At 51.6% G+C, this 21987-nt stretch carries 24 protein-coding genes; 18 read left to right on the top strand and 6 right to left on the bottom strand.

From position 1 onward, the window contains the following. Positions 1 to 113 precede the first annotated feature (113 nt). Both mobB and mobA read right to left on the bottom strand, forming a co-directional pair. Positions 114 to 626 carry a molybdopterin-guanine dinucleotide biosynthesis protein MobB gene (mobB, locus tag BS640_RS21315; protein ID WP_017493116.1) on the bottom strand — a complete coding sequence of 171 codons (513 nt, stop codon included), beginning with the start codon at positions 624 to 626 and terminating at the stop codon, positions 114 to 116. Then, positions 623 to 1207 carry a molybdenum cofactor guanylyltransferase MobA gene (mobA, locus tag BS640_RS21310; protein WP_017493115.1) on the bottom strand — a complete coding sequence of 195 codons (585 nt, stop codon included), beginning with the start codon at positions 1205 to 1207 and terminating at the stop codon, positions 623 to 625. Before mobA ends, mobB begins: the two co-directional genes overlap by 4 nt. 172 nt (positions 1208 to 1379) lie before the next feature. On the opposite strand from mobA, the gene BS640_RS21305 reads away from it, so the two are divergent. The 5 genes from BS640_RS21305 (at position 1380) to spfP (ending at position 6897) form a co-directional block, all read left to right on the top strand. After that, a complete protein-coding gene (locus BS640_RS21305; protein WP_017493114.1) occupies positions 1380 to 1649 on the top strand; it encodes a DUF1040 family protein in 270 nt (89 codons plus the stop codon). 92 nt (positions 1650 to 1741) lie between these two features. Beyond that, entirely contained in the window at positions 1742 to 2728 is a 987-nt protein-coding gene (locus tag BS640_RS21300; protein ID WP_017493113.1) for a serine/threonine protein kinase, read from the top strand. 48 nt (positions 2729 to 2776) lie between these two features. Continuing rightward, positions 2777 to 3418 carry a thiol:disulfide interchange protein DsbA gene (gene dsbA, locus BS640_RS21295; protein WP_017493112.1) on the top strand — a complete coding sequence of 214 codons (642 nt, stop codon included), beginning with the start codon at positions 2777 to 2779 and terminating at the stop codon, positions 3416 to 3418. A 468-nt stretch (positions 3419 to 3886) separates the two neighbouring features. Further along, positions 3887 to 6685: a DNA polymerase I gene (polA, locus tag BS640_RS21290; protein ID WP_084913283.1), complete on the top strand. Its 2799-nt coding sequence runs from the start codon at positions 3887 to 3889 to the stop codon at positions 6683 to 6685. A gap of 164 nt (positions 6686 to 6849) precedes the next feature. Continuing rightward, entirely contained in the window at positions 6850 to 6897 is a 48-nt protein-coding gene (gene spfP / locus BS640_RS22445) for a small protein SpfP (RefSeq protein ID WP_071892919.1), read from the top strand. 155 nt (positions 6898 to 7052) lie between these two features. Here spfP and yihA read toward each other — a convergent pair whose 3' ends face one another. Beyond that, positions 7053 to 7697 (bottom strand): ribosome biogenesis GTP-binding protein YihA/YsxC, encoded by a 645-nt coding sequence (gene yihA / locus BS640_RS21285; protein WP_017493110.1) that lies wholly within the window; start codon positions 7695 to 7697, stop codon positions 7053 to 7055. Positions 7698 to 8273: 576 nt separating this feature from the next. On the opposite strand from yihA, the gene yihI reads away from it, so the two are divergent. Next, positions 8274 to 8807: a Der GTPase-activating protein YihI gene (yihI, locus tag BS640_RS21280; RefSeq protein ID WP_017493109.1), complete on the top strand. Its 534-nt coding sequence runs from the start codon at positions 8274 to 8276 to the stop codon at positions 8805 to 8807. 74 nt (positions 8808 to 8881) lie between these two features. Here yihI and BS640_RS21275 read toward each other — a convergent pair whose 3' ends face one another. From BS640_RS21275 to BS640_RS21265, 3 genes are all read right to left on the bottom strand, one after another. Continuing rightward, positions 8882 to 9409 (bottom strand): cytochrome b, encoded by a 528-nt coding sequence (locus tag BS640_RS21275; RefSeq protein ID WP_084913282.1) that lies wholly within the window; start codon positions 9407 to 9409, stop codon positions 8882 to 8884. Between the two features lie 29 nt (positions 9410 to 9438). After that, positions 9439 to 11325, bottom strand: coding sequence for a TonB-dependent copper receptor (locus BS640_RS21270; protein WP_241528263.1), 1887 nt, complete (start codon positions 11323 to 11325; stop codon positions 9439 to 9441). 275 nt (positions 11326 to 11600) lie between these two features. Continuing rightward, entirely contained in the window at positions 11601 to 12311 is a 711-nt protein-coding gene (locus BS640_RS21265; RefSeq protein WP_277620117.1) for a prepilin peptidase, read from the bottom strand. A gap of 360 nt (positions 12312 to 12671) precedes the next feature. On the opposite strand from BS640_RS21265, the gene gspG reads away from it, so the two are divergent. From gspG to BS640_RS21205, 12 genes are read left to right on the top strand one after another with little or no spacing between them, the layout of a single operon-like run. Next, positions 12672 to 13091, top strand: coding sequence for a type II secretion system major pseudopilin GspG (gspG, locus tag BS640_RS21260; protein WP_026110696.1), 420 nt, complete (start codon positions 12672 to 12674; stop codon positions 13089 to 13091). 18 nt (positions 13092 to 13109) lie between these two features. Then, positions 13110 to 13565, top strand: coding sequence for a transglycosylase SLT domain-containing protein (locus tag BS640_RS21255; protein WP_084913279.1), 456 nt, complete (start codon positions 13110 to 13112; stop codon positions 13563 to 13565). 7 nt (positions 13566 to 13572) lie between these two features. After that, positions 13573 to 14748: a type II secretion system F family protein gene (locus BS640_RS21250; protein ID WP_017493103.1), complete on the top strand. Its 1176-nt coding sequence runs from the start codon at positions 13573 to 13575 to the stop codon at positions 14746 to 14748. Beyond that, the gene (locus tag BS640_RS21245; protein WP_084913278.1) at positions 14745 to 16382 is read left to right on the top strand and encodes a GspE/PulE family protein; all 1638 of its coding nucleotides are present in this window, start codon (positions 14745 to 14747) and stop codon (positions 16380 to 16382) included. Before BS640_RS21250 ends, BS640_RS21245 begins: the two co-directional genes overlap by 4 nt. Continuing rightward, positions 16363 to 17082 (top strand): hypothetical protein, encoded by a 720-nt coding sequence (locus BS640_RS21240; RefSeq protein WP_084913277.1) that lies wholly within the window; start codon positions 16363 to 16365, stop codon positions 17080 to 17082. The genes BS640_RS21245 and BS640_RS21240 overlap by 20 nt, the downstream gene beginning before the upstream one ends. Continuing rightward, positions 17079 to 17579: a hypothetical protein gene (locus tag BS640_RS21235; protein ID WP_084913276.1), complete on the top strand. Its 501-nt coding sequence runs from the start codon at positions 17079 to 17081 to the stop codon at positions 17577 to 17579. Before BS640_RS21240 ends, BS640_RS21235 begins: the two co-directional genes overlap by 4 nt. Next, positions 17569 to 18120: a hypothetical protein gene (locus tag BS640_RS21230; protein ID WP_084913275.1), complete on the top strand. Its 552-nt coding sequence runs from the start codon at positions 17569 to 17571 to the stop codon at positions 18118 to 18120. Before BS640_RS21235 ends, BS640_RS21230 begins: the two co-directional genes overlap by 11 nt. Beyond that, positions 18117 to 18677, top strand: a complete 561-nt coding sequence (locus BS640_RS21225) for a hypothetical protein (RefSeq protein WP_084913274.1) — start codon at positions 18117 to 18119, stop codon at positions 18675 to 18677. The genes BS640_RS21230 and BS640_RS21225 overlap by 4 nt, the downstream gene beginning before the upstream one ends. After that, positions 18667 to 20565: a secretin N-terminal domain-containing protein gene (locus tag BS640_RS21220; RefSeq protein WP_017493097.1), complete on the top strand. Its 1899-nt coding sequence runs from the start codon at positions 18667 to 18669 to the stop codon at positions 20563 to 20565. Before BS640_RS21225 ends, BS640_RS21220 begins: the two co-directional genes overlap by 11 nt. Next, entirely contained in the window at positions 20562 to 21038 is a 477-nt protein-coding gene (locus BS640_RS21215; RefSeq protein ID WP_017493096.1) for a type II secretion system protein, read from the top strand. The genes BS640_RS21220 and BS640_RS21215 overlap by 4 nt, the downstream gene beginning before the upstream one ends. Next, positions 21025 to 21393 (top strand): type II secretion system protein, encoded by a 369-nt coding sequence (locus BS640_RS21210; protein ID WP_017493095.1) that lies wholly within the window; start codon positions 21025 to 21027, stop codon positions 21391 to 21393. The genes BS640_RS21215 and BS640_RS21210 overlap by 14 nt, the downstream gene beginning before the upstream one ends. After that, complete coding sequence (locus BS640_RS21205; protein ID WP_017493094.1) at positions 21380 to 21901, top strand: type II secretion system protein; 522 nt, start codon at positions 21380 to 21382, stop codon at positions 21899 to 21901. Before BS640_RS21210 ends, BS640_RS21205 begins: the two co-directional genes overlap by 14 nt. Positions 21902 to 21987: the final 86 nt, after the last annotated feature.

Genomic DNA, 21987 nt, shown 5'->3' with positions numbered 1-21987 from the left:
TTCTCGTCGGTAATTTAAGAAATTCCAGTTCAAGAGAAGGCCCCTGTCTGACGACAGGGGCTTTTTTGTGCGCGTAACGTTAATTAAAAGGTCAGATAACGACGGATGAGAGGCTAGATTGACTCTCTTTTCTTAAGCCAGTCGACGATAAAATTACCAATTTCAGCAATATTGTTGAGATCCAGCACGGGCAAAGACGATTTAAGCTGCGAATCAGTGGCGATAGCGAGCACATAATCGTCTACAATCGCATCAATTTCTCTGCCACTTGTCTGTCGAAATAGCGCAATTTTATCTATTTTTTCGTGCTTAAAACCCTCAACCAAAATCAGGTCGAGGGTCGTTTGGTCGAATCGGCTAGCCAAATAGTGCAGATCGAGTTTCTCGGCATCGGGCGTTTCCGTCATTAATGCCCATCGATTGCTGCTCGCTACCATTGTCTGATCCGCGCCTGCTTTTCTCAGCTCGTAGCTGTCTTTACCAGGGGTATCAACATCGACAGAATGATGGCTATGTTTAATCAGACCCACCCTGACATTACAGGCACGTAAATAGGGAATGAGTTGCTTCAGCAAAGTCGTTTTACCTGTTCCGCTATGCGCGACAACACCTAATAACAGGGTCATTCACTTTCACCCCGTATCGCCTGCCAGCGCTGAACGTCTTCGGGAGTATTCAGATTGGCAAAACAACTGGGATCATCGAAGGTGACTTGCTGTGCTGCACACTGCTTGAAGAACAGCATGACTTTCCTCTCTCCACGCGTTAAATAGTCTCGAAGAGTGGGTATCAGACTCTTGTTGAGCAGGCACAGGGCTGGATGAGCACGTTCGGCATCCGTCGCATAAACGGCGGCAGATTGCCCTCTGGCGTTCCACAGACGCTGTACCAGATTATCGGGAAACGCCGGTACATCGCAGGGGACAAACGCCACCCATTCGGTTTCGCTTGCCACCAGCGCTGCAAGCATCCCTGAAAGGGGGCCCGCATAATCGGGAATAAGGTCTCCGATCACAGGATAGAACGCCGCATAGTGCTCCTGATTCTGATTACTGCTGATGAGCAGCGTATTAACCTGTGGCGCTAACCTTTTGGAAATATGCACAAAAAGCGGCAACCCGTTAACCTGCACCAGACCCTTATCTTGCCCCATTCTTGAAGAACGTCCACCGGCAAGAATGACGCCTGTAATCGCGCTCTCAATCATTTGCTGACTCCTGTTTTCTGTATTCACTATTCTGGAACACAGCGCGAAACTTTAAAACGTTAACTCGATATGTTGTCTTGGATCAGCTTAATCTTTTTTCTGTTAAGACATTCTGTTAAGTATCAAATAACCCTGTCAGCCTGATGGATATACCCCGTCAACGAGGCCAAAAATGAAAGATCACCGTATTAATGAACTGATCGATCTCCTGCATTCTGCCTGGAAACAAGAGGCTGATTTAAGCTTGTTACAATTATTAAGCAAGCTGGCACAGGAGGCTGGCTTTAAGGACGACCTTAAGGATCTCAGCGATGACGCATTGATTTATCAGCTTAAAATGCGTGAAACAGCCAGTACAGATGAGATTCCTGGATTAAAAAAAGATTATGAAGAGGATTTTAAAACGGCAATTTTGCGTGCCAGAGGCGTCCTCAAGGATTGATGTAAACTTATGTGAACTTCATGCGTGAGGCTAAAAATTGATGGTACTATTTCAAACTATCGTTTTGCTCTCTGGCCAATCTGAATGAAGTTATGAATAATTCTGCTTTTAATTTTCAGGCACTGTCTCCAGACCTAATCCTCGATGCGCTGGAAAGTGTTGGCTTGATTGCTGAGTCAGGATTAACCGCGCTCAATAGCTATGAGAATCGGGTATATCAATTCCTTGATGAAAACCGCCAGCGCTATGTGGTGAAGTTTTACCGTCCCGAGCGTTGGAGTGCTGCTCAAATAGAAGAGGAGCATCGCTTCTCTCACGATCTCTTTACTGCCGAAATCCCCGCCGTTGCGCCTGTTTCCCTCCAGGGAAAAACGCTGCATCAGCATCAGGGATATATGTTTACGTTGTTCCCAAGCGTGGGCGGTCGGCAGTATGAAATAGATAATCTTGATCAGCTTGAATGGGTTGGGCGTTTCCTTGGCAGGATCCATCAGGTCGGAAGCGAGAATCTATTTACCCAGCGTCCGACTATCGACGTTGCAGAATACCTTACTGAACCGCGCGAGGTTCTCTCCACTAGCGAGTTAATTCCTGCTAAACAACGTGCCGCATTTCTTACCCTTCTTGATGCCTTAATTGCGACCATAAAAGAATATTGGCATCACGACTGGCAGCCGCGTCGTTTACACGGTGATTGTCACCCTGGAAATATTCTCTGGCGTGACGGCCCTATATTTGTCGATTTAGACGATGCGCGTAATGGCCCGGCCATTCAGGATTTATGGATGCTATTGCACGGCGATCGCGCCGAGCAACTCGTTCAACTGGATATTTTGCTTGAGGCATACGGCGAATTTGCCGATTTCGACAGCCGGGAACTGGCACTTATTGAACCGCTGCGCGCGATGCGAATGGTCTATTATCTCGCCTGGGTGACCCGTCGCTGGCAGGATCCTGCATTCCCACACAGTTTCCCGTGGATGAAGGATGAAGATTTTTGGTTGGGTCAGGCTGCGGCATTTAAAGAGCAGATTAATAAATTACGGGCGCCTCCTTTACAGTTGATGCCAATGTACTGAGAAACGAAATAAGCTTTATATAATTATTTAAACGGAGATGGATGAGTTATGAAGAACCTTTTTTCTGCCAGAAAGATCATGATGGCTTTCATGGGTATGGTATTGGCGTTCAGCGCCTCTGCTGCGCAATTTTCTAATGGTACTCAGTACATTACGCTCGACAAGCCGCTGGCTAACGAGCCTCAGGTTGTCGAGTTCTTCTCATTCTATTGCCCGCACTGCTACGAGTTCGAACGCGTCTGGCATGTGTCTGACACTGTGCGTAAAAACCTGCCACAGGGCGTGAAGTACGTGAAATATCACGTTGAATTCCTTGGGCCTTTGGGCAAGCAGCTGACTCAGGCATGGGCCGTAGCGATGGCGCTGGGCGTAGAAGACAAAATCAGCCCGCTGATGTTTGACGCCGTTCAGAAATCACAGACGGTGAAAACTGAGGCCGATATCCGCGATGTCTTTATCAAGGCTGGCGTGAGCGGTCAGGACTATGACGCGGCGCTGAACAGCTTCGTGGTTAAGTCTCTGGTCGTTCAGGAAGAGAAAGCCGCAGCCGATTTCGGTCTGCAGGGCGTGCCGTCTGTTTACGTGAACGGCAAATATCAGGTTAAAAATGACGGACTTGATACCAGCTCTATGGATGCTTACGTTAAACAATTCTCTGACGTGGTCAATTTCCTGACGACTCAGAAATAAGAATTAAAACGCTTTCCACTTTGATAAACGCCAGCGCAACGCTGGCGTTTATATTTTATTTAATAAACTAACGCACATACCCCCGGCCACGCACCTGCTTTCTCATTAGCCATATTTTGTTTTATCTTTATTCAGTATCATTTAACTTTCTGGATTAATATTTATGGAAAAATTCCTAAAGGGATATTAAGTCTAATATTTATATCCACAACGATGATTAAAATAAAATGACAGCCCAATTGCCCCTTTCTCCCTTATAACTTGATGATTAACCGCCGTATATCGATCTGTTCTGCTATATGCAACTCAAATCTATGATCCTGTCGCAAAACTATGCACAAACTTATCCACAGGCTGGATCCTGGGAGAAAGCTCGCAGGATCAACATCAAATTTCCTTTCAAGGTTCGCCTTTAACCTCAGCTATGGCATGCTTAGGGGTATGACATGCGACGAATAAAGAAGAGTTATGGCCCAGATTGCTGAAAATCCCTTAATCCTGGTAGACGGATCGTCTTACCTGTACCGCGCCTATCACGCATTTCCCCCTCTGACCAACGGGGCGGGAGAGCCCACCGGTGCGATGTACGGCGTACTTAACATGCTGCGCAGCCTGTTGCTGCAATATCAGCCGAGCCACGTCGCAGTGGTGTTTGACGCCAAAGGTAAAACCTTCCGCGACGAACTGTTTGCCGAATACAAGTCTCATCGTCCGCCAATGCCTGACGATCTACGCGCGCAGATTGAGCCGCTGCATCAGATGGTTAAGTCCATGGGGCTGCCGCTGCTGGTGGTTCCGGGCGTTGAGGCTGATGATGTCATCGGTACGCTGGCGCTCGAAGCCGAGAAGGCAGGGCATGCGGTACTCATCAGCACCGGCGACAAAGACATGGCGCAGCTGGTCACGCCGGCCGTGACCCTGATTAACACCATGAACAACAGCATTCTTGGCCCTGACGAAGTGGTGACCAAATACGGCGTACCACCAGAACTTATCATCGATTATCTGGCCTTGATGGGCGACTCTTCAGATAACATCCCTGGCGTGCCGGGCGTGGGTGAGAAGACGGCGCAGGCACTTCTGCAAGGCATAGGCGGACTCGACGCGCTGTACGGCGATCTGGACAAGATTGCCACTCTCAGCTTCCGCGGTGCCAAGACCATGGGCGCCAAGCTGGCTGACAATAAAGACGTGGCTTACCTTTCCTACCAGCTGGCGACAATTAAAACGGACGTCGAGCTGGAGATAACCTGCGCGGATCTCACCGTTAGCGAACCTAACGACGCCGAGCTTAGAGAGCTGTTCGATCGCTACGAGTTCAAACGCTGGTTGGCTGATGTCGATCAGGGGGGCTGGCTAAACGGCAAGAAAGGCCCCGCGACGGCCAGTAAAAAAGGTGCCGTACCTGAGGTCGAAAGCAGCGTAAAAACTGCGGTAGAGCGTGCTCAGCTCTCTCAGGAGGGCTATGTTACCATTCTCGACCAGGCAACCCTCGACGAGTGGCTGTTACTGCTCAAAAAATCCGACGTTTTTGCCTTTGATACCGAGACCGACGGGCTCGATACCCTGACGGCCAACCTGATTGGCCTGTCGTTCGCCATCGCCCCGGGTAAGGCAGCCTATTTGCCGGTCGCCCATGATTATCTCGACTCCCCGGTGCAGCTGGACCGCAACGAGGTTCTCACACAGCTCAAGCCGCTGCTCGAAGATCCCAAGCAGGCAAAAGTAGGTCAGAATCTCAAGTTTGACCGCGGTGTGCTGCTGAAATACAACATCGACCTCAAAGGTATCGATTTTGACACCATGATCGAATCCTACGTGCTCGACAGCGTCTCTGGTCGTCACGACATGGACAGCATGGCCGACAGGCTGCTGGGCCACAAAACCGTGACCTTCGAAGAGATTGCTGGCAAAGGCAAAAATCAACTCACCTTTAACCAGATTGCGTTGGAGCAGGCTGCCCCGTACGCCGCTGAAGACGCCGACGTGACGTTGCAGTTGCACCAGGCTATGTGGCCGAAGATTGCCAAAGAGCCGGGCCTGAAGACCGTCTTTACCGATATCGATATGCCATTGGTCGCCGTACTGTCACACATTGAACGCACCGGCGTGCTTATCGACCAAAACATTTTGGCTGCACACTCCAAAGAGCTGGCAATTCGCCTCAATGAGCTGGAAAGCAAGGCGCACGAGCTGGCCGAAGAACCTTTCAACCTGTCTTCGACCAAGCAGCTACAGGCAATCCTGTATGAAAAACAAAATCTGCCTATCTTGAAGAAGACACCGGGCGGAGCGCCTTCAACCAATGAAGAGGTGCTGGCCGAGCTGGCGCTGGATTACCCACTGCCGAAGGTGATTCTCGAGTATCGCGGTCTCGCCAAGCTGAAATCGACGTATACCGACAAGCTGCCGCTGATGATAAGCCCGGTAGATGGGCGGGTGCATACGTCCTACCACCAGGCGGTGACGGCGACAGGTCGTCTGTCGTCGAGTGATCCTAACCTGCAAAACATTCCTGTGCGTAACGATGAAGGGCGCAGGATCCGTCAGGCGTTTATTGCGCCTGAGGACTACTGCATTGTTGCGGCCGACTACTCGCAAATCGAGCTGCGCATCATGGCGCACCTGTCTAAAGACCAGGGGCTGCTGACCGCCTTCTCTGAAGGCAAGGACATCCACCGTGCTACCGCGGCCGAAGTGTTTGGCACCGAACTGGACAAAGTGTCAGGCGAGCAGCGCCGCAGTGCGAAAGCTATCAACTTTGGTCTGATTTACGGCATGAGTGCGTTTGGCTTATCTCGCCAGCTCAACATCCCGCGTAAGGAGTCCCAGCGTTACATGGACCTTTACTTCGAACGTTATCCTGGCGTGCTCGAATATATGGAGCGCACGCGCCAGCAGGCATCTGAGCAGGGCTATGTCGAAACGCTGGACGGCCGTCGCCTCTATCTGCCGGACATCAAGTCCAGCAACGCCATGCGTCGCAAGGGAGCGGAACGTGCGGCTATCAATGCGCCCATGCAGGGAACGGCTGCAGACATTATCAAACGAGCGATGCTAAAAGTTTCAGCCTGGCTGGAACGACCTGATGCGCCTCGTGCGCGTATCATCATGCAGGTTCATGATGAATTAGTGTTCGAAGTGCATAAGGATGACGTCGAGAAAGCCAGTGAGACCATTCGCCAACTGATGGAAGAGAGCATGACGCTTGCCGTTCCACTTAAGGTGGATGTCGGCGTGGGCGAAAACTGGGATCAAGCTCACTAAGTGACGATAAAATAAGCTGATTTTGTAATTAAACAACATCAAGGGCATGAAATTGTATGAGGCTGATCGCATATCCCTCAACTTTTGTGTAAGTAAACTACAAAAAATACTTTTTCATCTCAAAAAAATGAGGTAAAGTCTGAGGCGTAGGGTACAGAGGTAAGATGTTCTATCTTTCAGACCTTTTACTTCACGTAATCGGATTTGGCTGAATATTTTAGCCGCCCCAGGCATTTATGTCTGGGGCGTTTTTTATTGGATTTTTGGCGGGATTTTGACCGTTTTTTGCACCCCTTTATGAAACAAAAAAGGGCGGCCTAAGCCACCCCGTTTCACCTAAACACGCTTATCGCGTCCAGCGTTTATCTCACTCGCCTGACAGCACATCCTCGAGCACTTCTGGAGGAATTTCGCTAAACCAGGTATTCAGTTTCGCCATCAGCTTATCTACACCAATTTTTTTCAGGGAAGAGAAGGCTTCAACCTGAATATCGCCCATGAAGGATTCCACTTCATTGCGTACCAGCGTGGTCTGCGCTTTGCGCGCGCCTGAAGCCAGTTTGTCGGCCTTGGTCAGCAACACCAGCACCGGCGTGCCAACGTCAACGGCCCACTGGATCATCTGCTGGTCGAGGTCTTTCAGCGGATGGCGGATGTCCATCAGCACCACCAGACCCTTCAGGCAGTTACGCATTTGCAGGTATTCACCCAGCGCGCGCTGCCATTTGCGTTTCATTTCTTCAGGAACCTGGGCATAGCCATAGCCCGGCAGGTCGACCAGACGAATGCCTTCTTCAACCTCAAACAGGTTGATCAGCTGAGTACGGCCCGGTGTCTTACTGGTTCGCGCCAGGCTTTTTTGTCCGGTCAGCGTGTTGAGCGCACTGGATTTTCCGGCGTTTGAACGACCAGCAAATGCGACTTCAATGCCCTCATCACTCGGTAGATGCCGGATATCAGGGGCACTGATGACGAAATGGGTCATATGATAGTTGTAAGTTTGGCTGGTCAAAACGTGTGTCTCCGTGAGGCTTCGGTATCTGGCTGGCGATTATAGCTGTATCAGAGGCGAGATGTGGTTCTGTTTTACATAACGCATGGTGAAAAATCATTCATAGAGATGATAGCAGATGAGATTTCTGCCATTAAGCTGTGAGAGTTTTGCCATTTCTGGTGCGAGCTAAGACGCTAGTTTTAATACCATAAACAATATTATTTATTAAATACAGTAAGATGGTGCCCGATGCGTAAATACACCTTGGGTGTCATCGCGGCGGTATCTTGAGCCTTTAGCGCGTTAGGGTAAAGTGTTTATTACGCGATGAGCGCAAGAAAGGAAACAAGGACGACCCGCGCTAAAGGATGTTTGGAACCCATCGTGCTTTACGGACAAAACTGCCAGGCTGGCGGTTCAGGCAAAGGGAAATAGGGACATATTTGCCTCACATGGACACGTATGTACAATAATTCTTCCATGAGAATAAATAAAAAGGCGACAAGGTTAACTTGTTGCCTTTTTTCTTTGTCTGCTTTCTGCTAGATTCCGCCGCAATTCTATACTAAATGAACACACCTAAGAGTAGATGCTATGAACCAGTCAGCGAAAGCACCGCGTGCCAAAGCCGCGACGTCTAAAACGAAGAAAAAAAGTCGCGTTGAGCTTGATATCGAAGCGCGCGAACGTAAGCGTGACAACAAACGTCGTGGCCACAAACCGGGCACCCGCGCCAATCCGGATGCAGAGAAAAACCAGTCGGCCAATAGCGGCAAGAAGACCGATCCGCGTATCGGCAGCAAAAAGCCTGTTCCGCTGGTGGTAGAGACGGTATTTAATAATTCACCTAAGGCTAAAAAGCCAGCCAAGCCGAAGCAGGAAGCCAAGCCAGCGCTGCCGCCAGAAGAAGAATTAACCCTTCTTGAAAACGACGCGCGTCTTGATTCACTGCTCGACCTGCTGGACGAAGGCAAAACTCTGAGCGCAGAAGACCAGAGCTACGTCGATCAGACACTCGACCGCATCGACGTGCTGATGGAACAGCTGGGTATCGAGCTGGGTGACGAAGACGACGAAGACGAAGAGCAGGGCGAAAACATGTATCGCCTGCTGAAAGGCGGTAACTGATTTAGTCAGGCCCCTGTGGGCTTGAGCATTTGAGGGTTCAGTCAGGCATTGCGACCTGACTGAACCTTTTTTTCTTAGAACATCCGCGAAATAATCGATTTTTTGCCCGCCAAATAGTGCTTTGCAACCGCGAAGACGTGTCCTAAAAAGAAAATCCCGAGCGTGATGCAGGCATAGCGATGCAGCACAAAGAAGAATTCGTTCACCGCCAGAGTATCGACCGGCCTCGGTATCGGAAACAGACCAAACAGGTTGTAGCCTTTTTGCAGCATCAGGAAGCCAGAAATCAGCGTGATAAAAATCACCAGATAAAAGAGCTCATGGGCGAAAATCATGAACTTCTTCTTCAGTACGCTGACATCGGCAGGATAGGGCACCGAAGGTCGGAAGAAGCGCCATGTAAAGCGAATGATCATCACCGGCGTAGCAAGCGTACCCAGCGTCATGTTCAGCACCGAGAAAAATTGAAAGTAGGCAGTCCCTTCCAGCGCGTGCAGCAGATAACCCATACACATGGCATAAATGATGATGATAGCAACGACCCAGTGCAGGAGACGGCTTAGGCCATCATAGCGAACGGGCAAGGTAAGACGGTTTTCCATTAGATATTGATTCCTTTGTGTTTAGTGGGTTAGAACTTCACCTGCATTGAGGCCCAGAGATTGCGCCCCGGCTCAGGCAACTGCGTTTGTGACGAGAAACCAAAATCTTTATTGCCCGCCATGTTCAAGTGCTCGGTGTACTGCTTGTTGAACAGATTATCGATGCCGCCGTTCAGTCGAACCGTCGGATTAATGACGTAGTCGACATTCCAGGAGACCACGCCGAATCCGGCGCTAGGCCCCATGTCCTGACCCGTGACGTTGCCCTGTTCTGCGGCAACGCGATGCTGTGCACTCACCACGCGCCACAGCAGGCTGCTGTTCCAGTCGTTACCCGCATAGCTCAGCGTGAAGCGGGAATCGAGTGGTGGCATCTGTGGCAGAGGCTGGTTGTCGCTAAGATTTCTACCCCATGCCCAGGCCAACGAGGCTTCAATCTTCCAGCGAGGGCTCAGCGCGTAGCTGCTGCCAATCTCTGCCCCCATAATCTGGGCGTTGACGTTGCGGGTTGCTTTCTTCGGTGCGCCATAGTCGAAGAGGATGAAGTCATTAATTTGGCCGACATAGCCAGCAAGCCAACTCTGCACCTTTTCATCGCTGTAACGCGTACCGAAATCGAGCTGAGTGGTTTTCTCGGTATGAATGTGGTCGATATCACCGGTACTGGAGAACATTTCCCAGTAGTCCGGCATGCGCTCGGTGTAGCCTAATCCCGCGTAGGACATCACCGGCAAGCCCGATGCCGTAGTTTCATAGCGGGTGAAAAAGCCGGGGAGTATATGGGTTGTTGAGGTATTGGACGTACCGAAATCTGTCGCCGTTGATCTATCCAGACGCACACCGCTGATGCGCTTTCCAGGGGAGTCGACGCCCTGAGTAAACTCTGCAAACACTCCTAGCTGGCCCAACTCGGCGTTTTTCTGCCAATGCGTCATACCGCCGCTGCGATGGGTGCTGCTTTGGCCGTCAATACCGGCTACCAGCTGGTTGTTTGAAGCCTGCCAGGTACTGGCCAACCGCGTACCGTAGGTGACCCTATCGACGCGCGACGCCATCCGCATTACCGGTGTGCGCAAGGAGTAGTTATCCATAATGTGATCGGCGTGATTGTAATAAAGCCGCCAACTCACGCTGGATAAAGCGTCGCTGATGTTGCGCTTTTCCAACAGCAGCCCAGCGCTCTTACGTAGAAACTGCGAGCCGTCCATCGCCCGTCCACCGTAGCGTGCTTCGCCGTCGCTGGTCCCCAGGCTCAATTCAGCCAACGTATCGTTGTCGGGTGTCAGGCCGAGACTCAGGTCGGTATTCCATTTATCCCAATGGCTCGGCACCTTGTTTCCGTTGCCGTCACGATAATCACCTGCACGTGATTTCCCCGCCGTCAGTTTGAGATAACCCGAGGCATTACCCAGCGTAGTGTCTATGTTCTGATCGAATCGGCCGTTGGAGCCCGTGAGCAGGTTCGCCTCGCCGGTGAAGGTCGGTTGGGAAAGAGACTGCGGACTACTTTCAAACAGCAGCGTACCTGCCGGTGCCATCGGTCCCCAAATCACCGTTTGCGGTCCTTTAATCAGCGTTAACAGATCGAAGCTGGCGGGAGAAATATAGGAGGTCGGCGCGTCCATTCGCCCGCCGCAGCCGCCATATATCGCTCCGCCGTTGGTCAGAATGGTCAGGCGAGAGCCAAACATGCCGCGCAGGACCGGGTCACCGTTGCTGCCTCCATTGCGAATTTGCGAGAAGCCAGGAATGGATTTCAGCAGGTCTGCGCCGTCGCTGGCCGGGACTGGCTGGCGTGGGGCTTTGGTTGAGGTCACAGTAGTGAGGGGGGAGTCGAGTGGAGCGCTGATGGTAATGACGTCGGACTGTTGTTCCCCATAGGCGGTCATCGACGATACGGCGGCAAATAATCCCACTGCCCATCCTGCTGATTTTCTATAATTGAATCTCAGCGGCGAATTTATTTTATTTAAATGGCTCATTATTATGACTCGTTAATTGTCTTTAATTAAAGGAAGTCATCGACAGACAGCGTCTGCCACAGCCAATCCTTTAGCTGGAGAATTATTTTTAGAATTTTTTGGGTACTGGAGCTTTCCAGACGGTATTTTTACACCCGCAAAGCATGCCGAATACAGGATGAGGCATTGAGCGACTTCTTATTTTTAATAAGAAATATCTTTCACAATGTTTAGTTGAACAGAAAAATAATCACCGTGACGATGATGGGATACGGGCCAAAGGGAAAAGACTGTCCGCGTTTAACCTTGAGTATCAGCAAAGCGCAGACGGTGGCCAGTATGCAGGAGGCTATCATGACGTCCCACAGCTGCGAATAGCCTACCCACGCACCGATCGCTGCAAACAGTTTCATATCGCCCCTCCCCATTCCCTCTCGTTTATTAAATAAATAGAAAAGTTTCGAGATACTCCACGGCGCGACAAAGCCCAATGCAGCCGCAATAGCAGCCTCTTGCCAGCTAACGCGGCCTATTCCCGCAAGGGCAACGGTTAAACCCCCTGCCAGCAGCGGGTACATCAGTCTGTTTGGCAGCAGCATGGTATCGGCGTCAATGACGGCGAGCGGCACCAGCAGGCAGAGTGCGAACAGGACTGCGGCAGTGTCAGCGGTTAAGCCATGCTGTGAGGTGACCCAGCCAAATAAGGCCGCCATAAGGATTTCAATTAAGGGATAACGAGGAGAGATTGCCGAACGGCAGTCGAGGCATTTTCCCTTGAGTAACAGCCAGCTAATCACGGGAATATTATGCCGCCAGCGAATAGGATGATGGCATGCAGGACAGAATGAGGCGGGGAAGCTCAATGAAATTTTTTCGCCATTAAGGATCTTTGGTAAGCGAAAGATCACCACATTAAGGAAACTGCCTATCACGGCACCCATTAATATTGAAAATAATATAATTAACATAACGCGTTTTTCATCGCTTATTTTTGCCTTATTTTCGCCTTGTAAATAACGCTTTTGGCTAGATGGGTGCACTATTATAAATATCTTTCAGAATCCCGGTTTGATTTTTGTCTTATATTCCTCTTATTTTCATCCTTTTTAATGAAGTAGATTTGTAATCGAAATCGTTATTGTGGATTATCTAACGCAAGCAAGAACTCTCTTTACTGGGCTGAGCGTTTTCTCAAATGTTCCAAGAACGCTCTTCTATTATCAATACCCGCTTTGCTAAAAAATAGCGAGGCGATGAATGATTATCATATTTATCTCATAAACACATCGTCTGAGGATTTTATGAAGTTAACAAATTTGAGACATAAAACACAACAGGGTTTTACATTACTCGAGCTTCTGGTTGTTTTAATGATTATTGCTCTGCTTGCAGGATTTGTTGGACCCAAACTTTTTTCACAAGTCGACCAGGCCAAACAGAAAACCGCACGCAGCCAAATGAAATCATTATCTGAATCGTTGGGGCAATACCGTCTTGATGTTGGTCAATATCCTACGGCCGGTCAAGGGCTGACTGCCCTTACCCACAAGCCGAGCGGCGTCAATAACTGGCGCGGGCCTTACCTGAGTCAGGAGGTACCGAAAGACCCATGGGGAAATCCTTACCAGTGGAATAATCCTACCCGTAACAAAAATGTGATTTATGAAGTCGATATTCTTTCAACGGGCATAAATGGAAAACCCATTAGCTACGGTTTCTAACCAACGTGGTGCCCAATAATGTGTCGAATATTGATTGTCCTGTCTTGTTTTATTTTCTTTACCTCTGCTCAAGCTCATTGTTGGCAAGAGGCGGGTGAACGTTATGGTATTGAGCCAGAATTGTTACAGGCCATCGGTATTGTTGAATCTAATTTAAATCCAACGGCGAGAAATAATAATAAAGACGGCAGCTACGATATTGGCTTAATGCAAATTAATAGCCGAAATATGCCCGCGCTGAATAAATTCAATATTACCGAACAGCAGCTTGTCGATAACCCTTGTTTAAGTGTCATGAGCGGCGCGTGGATTCTGGCGGGCATGATCCGCCAGAAAGGCTACAGCTGGGAGGCCGTAGGCGGTTACAACGCCGGGCTCTCTCCAAAGCGTGCCCATTTACGCAAGCGTTATATCAAGCGCGTGTGGCCACAGTATCGGCGTCTGGTTCAACAGCGGCCGGCAAAACTTCGGTGAATGTGTAATGAAAAACTTTGATGTCACTTTATGGCTTAATGGCAAGAGCAGCGTACAGCGTATTCGCGCGTGCTCGGAAGATGAAGCCCGTATGAGCGCGGCGAACGACGGTGCGCTGGTCATCAAAATTAAATCGTCAACCCCATGGAAGGGCAGCAAAAAGCCGTTTCCTTTAGTGCTGTTTACTCAGGAACTGGTGGCGCTGCTCGAGGCCGGGCTGGTGGTGGTCGAGGCGATTGAGGCCCTGCACGATAGCTGCCGCGATGACGCACAACGTCAGGTGTTGCAGATGTTATTGCAGAAACTCTATCAGGGATGCCAGCTCTCTCAGGCTATGGCCGCGCAGGCGCATTTATTCCCCGCGCTGCTGATCAGTACCGTTGCCTCCTCCGAACAAACCGGGCAGCTGGCGACCGCACTGACGCGTTTTCAGTTTTATGAAAAAAGAATCGAAGTACTGCGTAAACGTATTCATTCAACCCTGCTTTATCCGTGCGTGGTGTTGAGCGTCGGTGGGCTGATTATGTTCTTTTTACTCGGCTTCATTATTCCGCGCTTTTCGGTGGTGTTCGCCGGTATGAAGGATCCCTCCGCCAGCGCGCAGTTTATCGTTTGGTGGGGCAAGCTGGTGACTGAGAACGGCATGCTGCTGTTGGCGGCGACGGCGGTGTCAACGGTTGCGTTAGTCGCGACCCTGCGCAGTCAGGCCCTCAAGACAGGATTGCTGCAGCTGTTGTTGCGCATACCGCAGCTGAGAATGCAGTTTGAACTCTCGGTCCTGATTCGTTTTTATCGCACGCTCGGACTGCTGCTACAGGGAGGGATGCCTGCGGTCAGCGCCCTCGAGATGACCGGTACGCTGCTGCCCGGCGACTATCGCTCCAGGCTCCAGCAGGTATTAAGCGAAGTGCGCGAAGGCAAGTCCCTCTCGCAAACGCTCGACAATTATGGGCTCACCACGCCGGTAGCGGCGCGTCTTCTGACCGTTGGCGAGCGCGGCGGTGAACTGCCTGCCATGTGTGAGCGCATTGCCGCTTTTTATGATGAAAGCCTGGAACGTGCGATCGAAACCTTCAGCAAAGTCTTTGAACCTATCCTGATGTTAATCGTCGGCGGCATGGTGGGGCTGGTGGTGTTTCTTCTCTACATGCCTATCTTCGAGATGGCCGGGAGCCTGTCATGACTCATTCTGCCAATACGGCCTTCGACGATTTCCAACACTGGTTTACGCTCGATGACGCAGAGCGCCGCGCGCGACTTGAGCTATTTCTCACCGAGCATCCTGATAAGTTGCACCCCGTGGCCGCGGCCTTTGGGCTCTATCCGCTGAACAACCATCAGCTCGGTCTGGCGACGCTGGACTTCTCGCGCCTGCCGCTGACGGAGGCTATTTCACACGGCGTTCTGCCGGTGACGCTGGACGCGTGCAGTTATCTGCTGCTCGGCGACCCCTTCTCTCTGCCGTTGCGTCAGTGGGCGCAGCGTTACACCGACAGGCTTGGGCTTTGCCAGCCGTCGTGGGTCAATGAACAGCTCGAAATACTCTCTCGCCAGCAGCGCACCACCGACCATCTCGGTCAGCAGGCGTCAGAGGAGTCCGCTGAGGATGCGCTCACCGATATCTCGCTGGTTTCGCTTGCCCGCGAACAGAGCCCGGTCATTAAACTGGTCAATGCGACACTGTTTGACGCCCTGCAAAGCCGTGCGAGCGATATTCACCTCGAGAGCGTCAATGACGGGCTGGTGGTGAAATACCGTATCGATGGCGTGCTGCATTTGATCACCCGCTGTAACGGCACTCAGCAGGCCGAGCAGGTTATCTCGCGACTTAAGGTGTTGGGTTGCATGGATATTTCTGAACGCCGCACCCCTCAGGATGGCCGTTTCAAAGCACTCATCCAGCAGCGCGCTGTAGATTTTCGCGTTTCTATTATGCCGAGTATTCACGGTGAAGACGCGGTGCTGCGCGTGTTGGATAAGTCACACGAGCAGAATCTGCGCCTGGAAACGCTCGGGTTTGACCAAAAGACGCTGGACGCTATTCGTCAACTGACCCACATGCCGTACGGCATGGTGCTGGTCACTGGCCCTACCGGCAGCGGTAAATCCACCACCCTCTACTCGGCGCTGAGCGAACTCAACAGCGGCGAGAGCAAAATAATCACCATCGAAGATCCGGTCGAATATCAGCTCGGCGGCGTACTGCAGATCCCGGTTAACGATAAAAAAGGCCTGACCTTTGCCCGTGGGCTTCGCGCCATTCTGCGTCACGACCCGGACATCATATTGGTCGGTGAAATCCGCGACAGTGAAACCGCGGGTATTGCGGTACAAGCCGCGTTGACCGGGCACGTCGTGTTGTCATCGGTGCACGCCAACAGCGTGTTTAGCGTGCTCGAGCGTTTCATGTATATGCAGGTCGAACCGGTCAGCCTGATTACCGCACTTAACGGCGTAGTCGCGCAGCGGCTGGTTCGCCAGATTTGCCCGCACTGCCGCGAAGAAAAATGGCCTGACGTGCAGCAGATAAAAGACTGGCACCTGACCCCGCAACAGCTGGAGCAAGGCATCTGGGCGCAGGGTCGCGGCTGTGAGAAATGCCGCGGCAGCGGGTATCACGGCCGTCTGGCGCTGGCAGAAGTGCTGTTTTTCAGTGATGCGATGAAAGAAGCCATGCTGGCACGTGCCTCAATCCGCCACCTGCGTGAGACCGCTCTGAGAGACGGTTTTATCCCGCTGCGAGACATTGCCATCGAGGCTGCGCTCAACGGCCATACCACCTTACAGGAAGTGAAACGTGTTATTTCCATACACTAACCTGTGGCAGGTTTTCCTTCAGCCGCGATGTTTGCAGCTGTTTCTGGCGCAGAAAAAAATCGCGCAGATAGACGTCGAGAGTGACGCCGAACTGGCGTCCAGCCTGGACGCACTGCTCGCACAGATCCCCTCGCGGCTGCCTTTTGTCGATAGCATCGAGTTTATTCTCGACAGCTCGCAGCTGCATTATTTGATTGTTCCCTGGCAGCAAGGGATGAACACACCCGTCGATCGTGACCATTATGCGATTGCCTTTCATCTGCAGCAGCAGGGACAAGCATCCGGCCCGATGCGCGTGGCCTTTACCGACTACGCATACGGTAAAAACGGCTTCGCCGCGCTGATGGATAAAGATATTTTCGAACTGCTTGGCGTAGCCGCACGACGCCGTCGTCTGCGCTTTATGGGCTGCAGAAGCCTGTTCGACGTGCTGTGGCGCAAGGCGTGTCGCAGTATGCCGGACGATGCGCTGTTTGCCTGCATGGGTCCGCAGCAAAGCAGCTTTGCGCTGCGCTATCAGCACCAATGGCACAGCGTCTTTTCGCTGCATTTGCCCACCGCCGATACCCAGACTCAGCTTGAAACAGCTAATCGCCTGACGGGATTACCGCCCCTTGCGTGCTTCGTCATCCAGCCTGACGCCGACGGGTTCGTTACCGCCTCGTTTTCCGACGCAAGCCGCGCGCAAGAGAATTTATGAATCGCCAACAATTTAGTCCACTACCGCCGCTGGCCGTGAAGGCCTGCGCCGTGATGCTGCTGCTGTTCGTCCCGCTGAGCATTTTGCTCGTGCAGGGGATGGGTGAAAAACAGCGGCATCAACAGACCCTCGATACGCATCAGGCATTGCTTGTTGAACACCGGCAGGCAGCAGAAAAAATTTACGCCAGTCAGAAGGCCTTTGACCGTCGTCTTCCGGGAAAGACCCAGGCGACGCCGGACATGCTTCCCCTGAGTCTGATCGGCAAAGCGTTACGTGAGGACGTCGCGCTGGTTTCTGTCGAGGTCGACAACGCACAAAGCCAGGCGCGTCTGGTGGTTGTCACCGATTCGCTTAACGATCTTCTGGACTTCACCGCTCGTCTGCAAAAACTGGCAGGCAAGGTTGAGCTGGAAAGCCACAGCAGCGAAACCGCCTTCAAAGGCCGATGGCAGGTCAAGGCCGCACTACGTATGGAATATCGCCATGAAGATTAATTTTTCCGGCTCGCTAGACGCGCAGTCGCTGATGAGCCGTCTGCGCTGGTACGGTGCCGTCGTCTATCGTCAGCTGGGTCCGTTGCCGGTCTTACTGGGCGTTATCTGGCTGGTGGGGGGGATATTCCTTTTCGTCGAACAGCGCCCCGTGCTGGAGAGTCAGGTGAATGATATTGAAGAGATTAATCGTGAATTGGGCGTTCCACTGCCGATGATTTCGGCTGAACAGGCCGCACTACAGGACAACCTGAGTATCACCGAATACCAGCAGGTCAAGGCGCTGTTCCGCATTCTTGGCAAGCACCATCTGACTGCACAGGAAAGTCGTTATCAATTTAATCAAGCCGGCGATGACCAGGCTGGTCAGTTAGGCCTGGATATTCCGATGAAGGGAAATTATCGCCAGTTTTACGATGCACTGAGTGAGCTGACCGCGACGATGCCGGTCAAGGTTAACGCCATCTCGCTCACACGCGCCCACCCTAACCAGGTGGACTTGCAGATTATGCTGCGGGTCACGTTATCTGGGGGAAAACAATGAAACTCCCACGCTACCTGCAGTTTGCCCTGTTAATTACCGGTGCACTGGTGTTGTACAGCCTCGTTGATGATGCGCCAGACGGCGTTGAAGAGATAGCCGTGGTGCAGCGCCCGGCCCACGTCGACAGCAACAGGTTAACGCCCGTCAGCGAACTCAAACCGCAGGACGGCTTTATCGATATTTTCCCCTCGGGGATAAAACCGGCCGATGTGCAGACGTCACGCGAGGTGCTCGCGAAGCCCAAGGACGCAGAACCGCCAAAAATCGTTACGCCGCCGTTGCCTTTCAGGCTCGTCGGCGCGTGGTGGAGCGACAATCAGCGTGCCTTGATGCTGCAACAGGCCGACCAGCAATGGATTATTTGCCGCCGTTGTCGTGCTCCAGAGCGGGTGTGGACAGGGATGAACCTGACAAAGGATTGGCAGTTAAAAAGCGTTTCGGCCCAAAGCCTGACTTTTATTTGGTTACCGCAAATGCGCGAACAGCACATGGCGCTTGGCGACATGGACGCTGAGCCTACTTTCTCAGGATTAAATAATACACATCATGCTAAATAAAAAACCTCTGGCTCTGGCCATCGCTCTCCTTTTACTGGCAGGCTGTGCCACGGACAAAAAACCGGCAAACGTCGAGAAAACGGGGGAGACGCAACAGCAGGTGCTGGTGAAATCCCTTGAGCAACTGACGCGACAACGTGCCGCCGACCCGGATAACGTCGAACTGAAGAGCCGTGAGCAAATTGATACCAGTATTCTGGTCAATCTGTATCTCAATCAGGCCGAACAGGCGCTGAAACAGAATGAGTACGCCGAGGCCTCAAGGCTTTGGCGCACCGTTCTGACCTATCAGTCGGGCAACAGCCGTGCAGCGCAGGGGTTGCGACGCATAGGTACCTATCGTGCACTCGATGCCACCTATTTGCAGGCGGTGAAACTGGCGTCACAGGACCCTGAGCGCGCGCTACAGAAAATTCAGCTGGTGCTCGAAGAAGAGCCTAACTGGCCACAGGGTAAAGCGTTGCGTGACCATCTGATGCGTAAGCTCTCATCCAGCAACGTGCCGTATGAGAAAATGGACGCCGAGCTCAAGAAGCAAATATCGTTGAATTTCCAGTCACATAATCTGATCGATATCTTCAGCACTGTCTCGAAAATGACCGGCATAAACATCATTTATGATAACGATGTCCCAAGATCGGCCACGGCCAGCATCATCGCCAGAAAAACCACGGCAGAAGACGCCATCAATCTGTTGCTGTTGACTAATCAGTTGAGAAAGAAAGTGCTTAACGGTAACACTTTGCTTATCTATCCGGCCGGACAGTCGAAGGATAAAACCTACCGTAATATAGAGGTCAAGACCTTCTTCCTGGGTTATGCCAAGGCCAAAGACGTGAACGTTGCACTACGCAATATGCTGAAGATTAAAGATATCCACGTCGACGAGCGCACCAATACGATTACCGTTCGCGCCCCGGCAGAGACAGTCGATATGGCAGAAAGGTTGCTTATCACGCTCGACAGGCCCGACGCCGAGGTCACGCTGGAGGTGCAGGTGCTAGAGGTGTCGACCAACGACGCCAAAGCGTTGGGCATCGATTACCCGGATAAAATCGGCCTTAGCGTCGGCAATTCATCAGAGTCTTCGGAGAAAAGCAAAAGTTCAGGGTCCAGCATTCCTCTCAGCGGATTTAAAGCCGGTAATCTGTATGTGAGGCTGGGTGAGAGCGGGGGTATTGCTATCAATCTCAAGGATCTGGTGAGCAAAGCGACGGTTCTGGCCAATCCACGCATACGCGTGAAAAATGGCAAGAAGGCGGAAATCCACATCGGCGAGAAAATCCCGGTGGTGAGCAGTACGCTGGGTGAATACGGCAATACGTCGAAGGTGGAGTATAACGAGATTGGCCTCAAACTGATGGTGACGCCAGATATCAGCCTCGATGGCACCATCACCATGGACGTGGATTTCGACTTAAGCAATCTGGGGAACGAGGTAAAGGCGGCAAACGGTGAAATCTACTACAAGACCACCAACCGCAAGGCCAAGACTATCCTGAGCAGCGAAAACGGCGAGACGCAGATTCTGGCTGGCCTGATTAAACAGGACAAACTCGAGAGCGATCAGGGCCTGCCGTGGTTTAGTCATATCCCACTGGTGGGCGGCCTGTTTGGCAGCCATAGCCATAGCGATACCCGCACCGAGGTTATCCTGCTTATCACGCCAAGGCTTGAGCACAATATCGATTTACCGGGCGGGCATGTCAGCACCATTCAGCTCGGCACGGAAGACCTGCCCGGTGAGCAAAACGTGATTCTGCGCGCCAATGGCAAAATAAAACTTAACGAAGAGCAGTTCCCTCAGCCCGACTATGCGCCAGCTGCGCATATGCCTGAGTCGCTGCCCGATCCGAATCAGGGAGCACGAGAGGCGAGTGGCTCATGATGGGAGGTCAGAAAGGCTTCACGCTTATCGAGATGATGGTCACATTGACCATCATGGCCACGCTGGCTGCCGCCGCATTGCCGGTCGTAAACAAATACACCCAGCGGCAAAAGGAGGAGGAGCTGCATCTCGCGCTGCGCCAAATCCGCGAGGCCCTCGACGAATATCACAAGGCGGCCCTGTCGGGGCAGGTTGCAAAGGCCACCGATGCGTCGGGTTATCCTGCCGAATTGAGACTACTTGCCTCGGGTGTGGCAGACATAACGTCGCCGAATGAAAAGATGATCTATTTTATGCGCCGCATTCCGCGAGACCCCTTTTGTGACTGCGAAGGCCGTAAAAACGAGGAGACCTGGAAGGTGCGTAGCTCGACGGCAGAACCGGACAGCTTCGACGGCGGAAAAGATGTTTACGATATCCGCTCGTCGAGTGCGTTGAGCGGCCTGAACGGGGTGCCATATGCGCAGTGGTGAGAAAGGTTTTACGCTGATTGAGCTGTTGGTGGTGATGGCCATTATTGCCGTTCTGATGTCGGTCGCAGTGCCGAGATATTTTCAGCAGACCGAAAGAGCCCGTGAGGTGGTGTTAAAGCATAATCTTAACGTGCTGCGCGGCAGTTTGGATGATTATCTGCGCGACAACGCGGCGTTTCCCGACTCATTGGATGCGCTGGTGGAGAAACAGTATTTACGTCAACTGCCTCTCGATCCCATTACTGATAAACGCAACTCTTGGGTCGCAACCGAAAATGTGGATGGGAAAATAACCGACGTGCACAGCGGATCCCCTTTGAAATCAACGGATGGAACCGAGTATGCAAAGTGGTAATGCTCAAAGTGGCTTCAGTTATTTATTATTGCTGGTGGGATTAAGCCTGATGGCGATATTAATGCTCAAGAGCCAGGACCTTATCGCGACAAATTTTCGTCAGCAGCAAGAGGCGCAGCTTCTTTTTGCTGGAAATCAAATTCGTGCAGCCATAAACAGTTATCGTGGTTCTGATAGTTTAAAACAAGAGGCGAGCTCGGTAAAAAAAGACAACTGTTTTCCAATAAGTTTTGAACAATTAGTTTTTGATAACCGAAGCTTCAAGCCTCGCTACCATTTGCGGAGAATTTATCTTGATCCTTTCACCCAAAAAATAAACTGGGTACAGGTATTCGACAGCGAAGGGCGCTGGATTGGCGTGCACTCCTCCGTGAAGGGTAATCCGCTGAAAAAAGTCGGATTTAAAGAGGAAAACAAAACATTTAAAAAAGCCAACAGTTATCAGGAGTGGGTATTTAAAGTCGATGAAGATCCTTCGGCACCGTTGCCTGCTCAATGTAAAAAATAGAACGAAGCATAATCAGGATTTATCCGATAGGGTAAGTGACCAAGCTGGCCTGTATAATGGAAAAAACTTTTAATCCTATAATTATA

This window comes from Rouxiella badensis (assembly GCF_002093665.1).
Classification (GTDB): Bacteria; Pseudomonadota; Gammaproteobacteria; order Enterobacterales; family Enterobacteriaceae; genus Rouxiella; species Rouxiella badensis.
The sequence above is the reverse complement of the archived record's forward strand: the minus strand, read 5'-3'. Positions and strand labels throughout refer to the sequence as shown.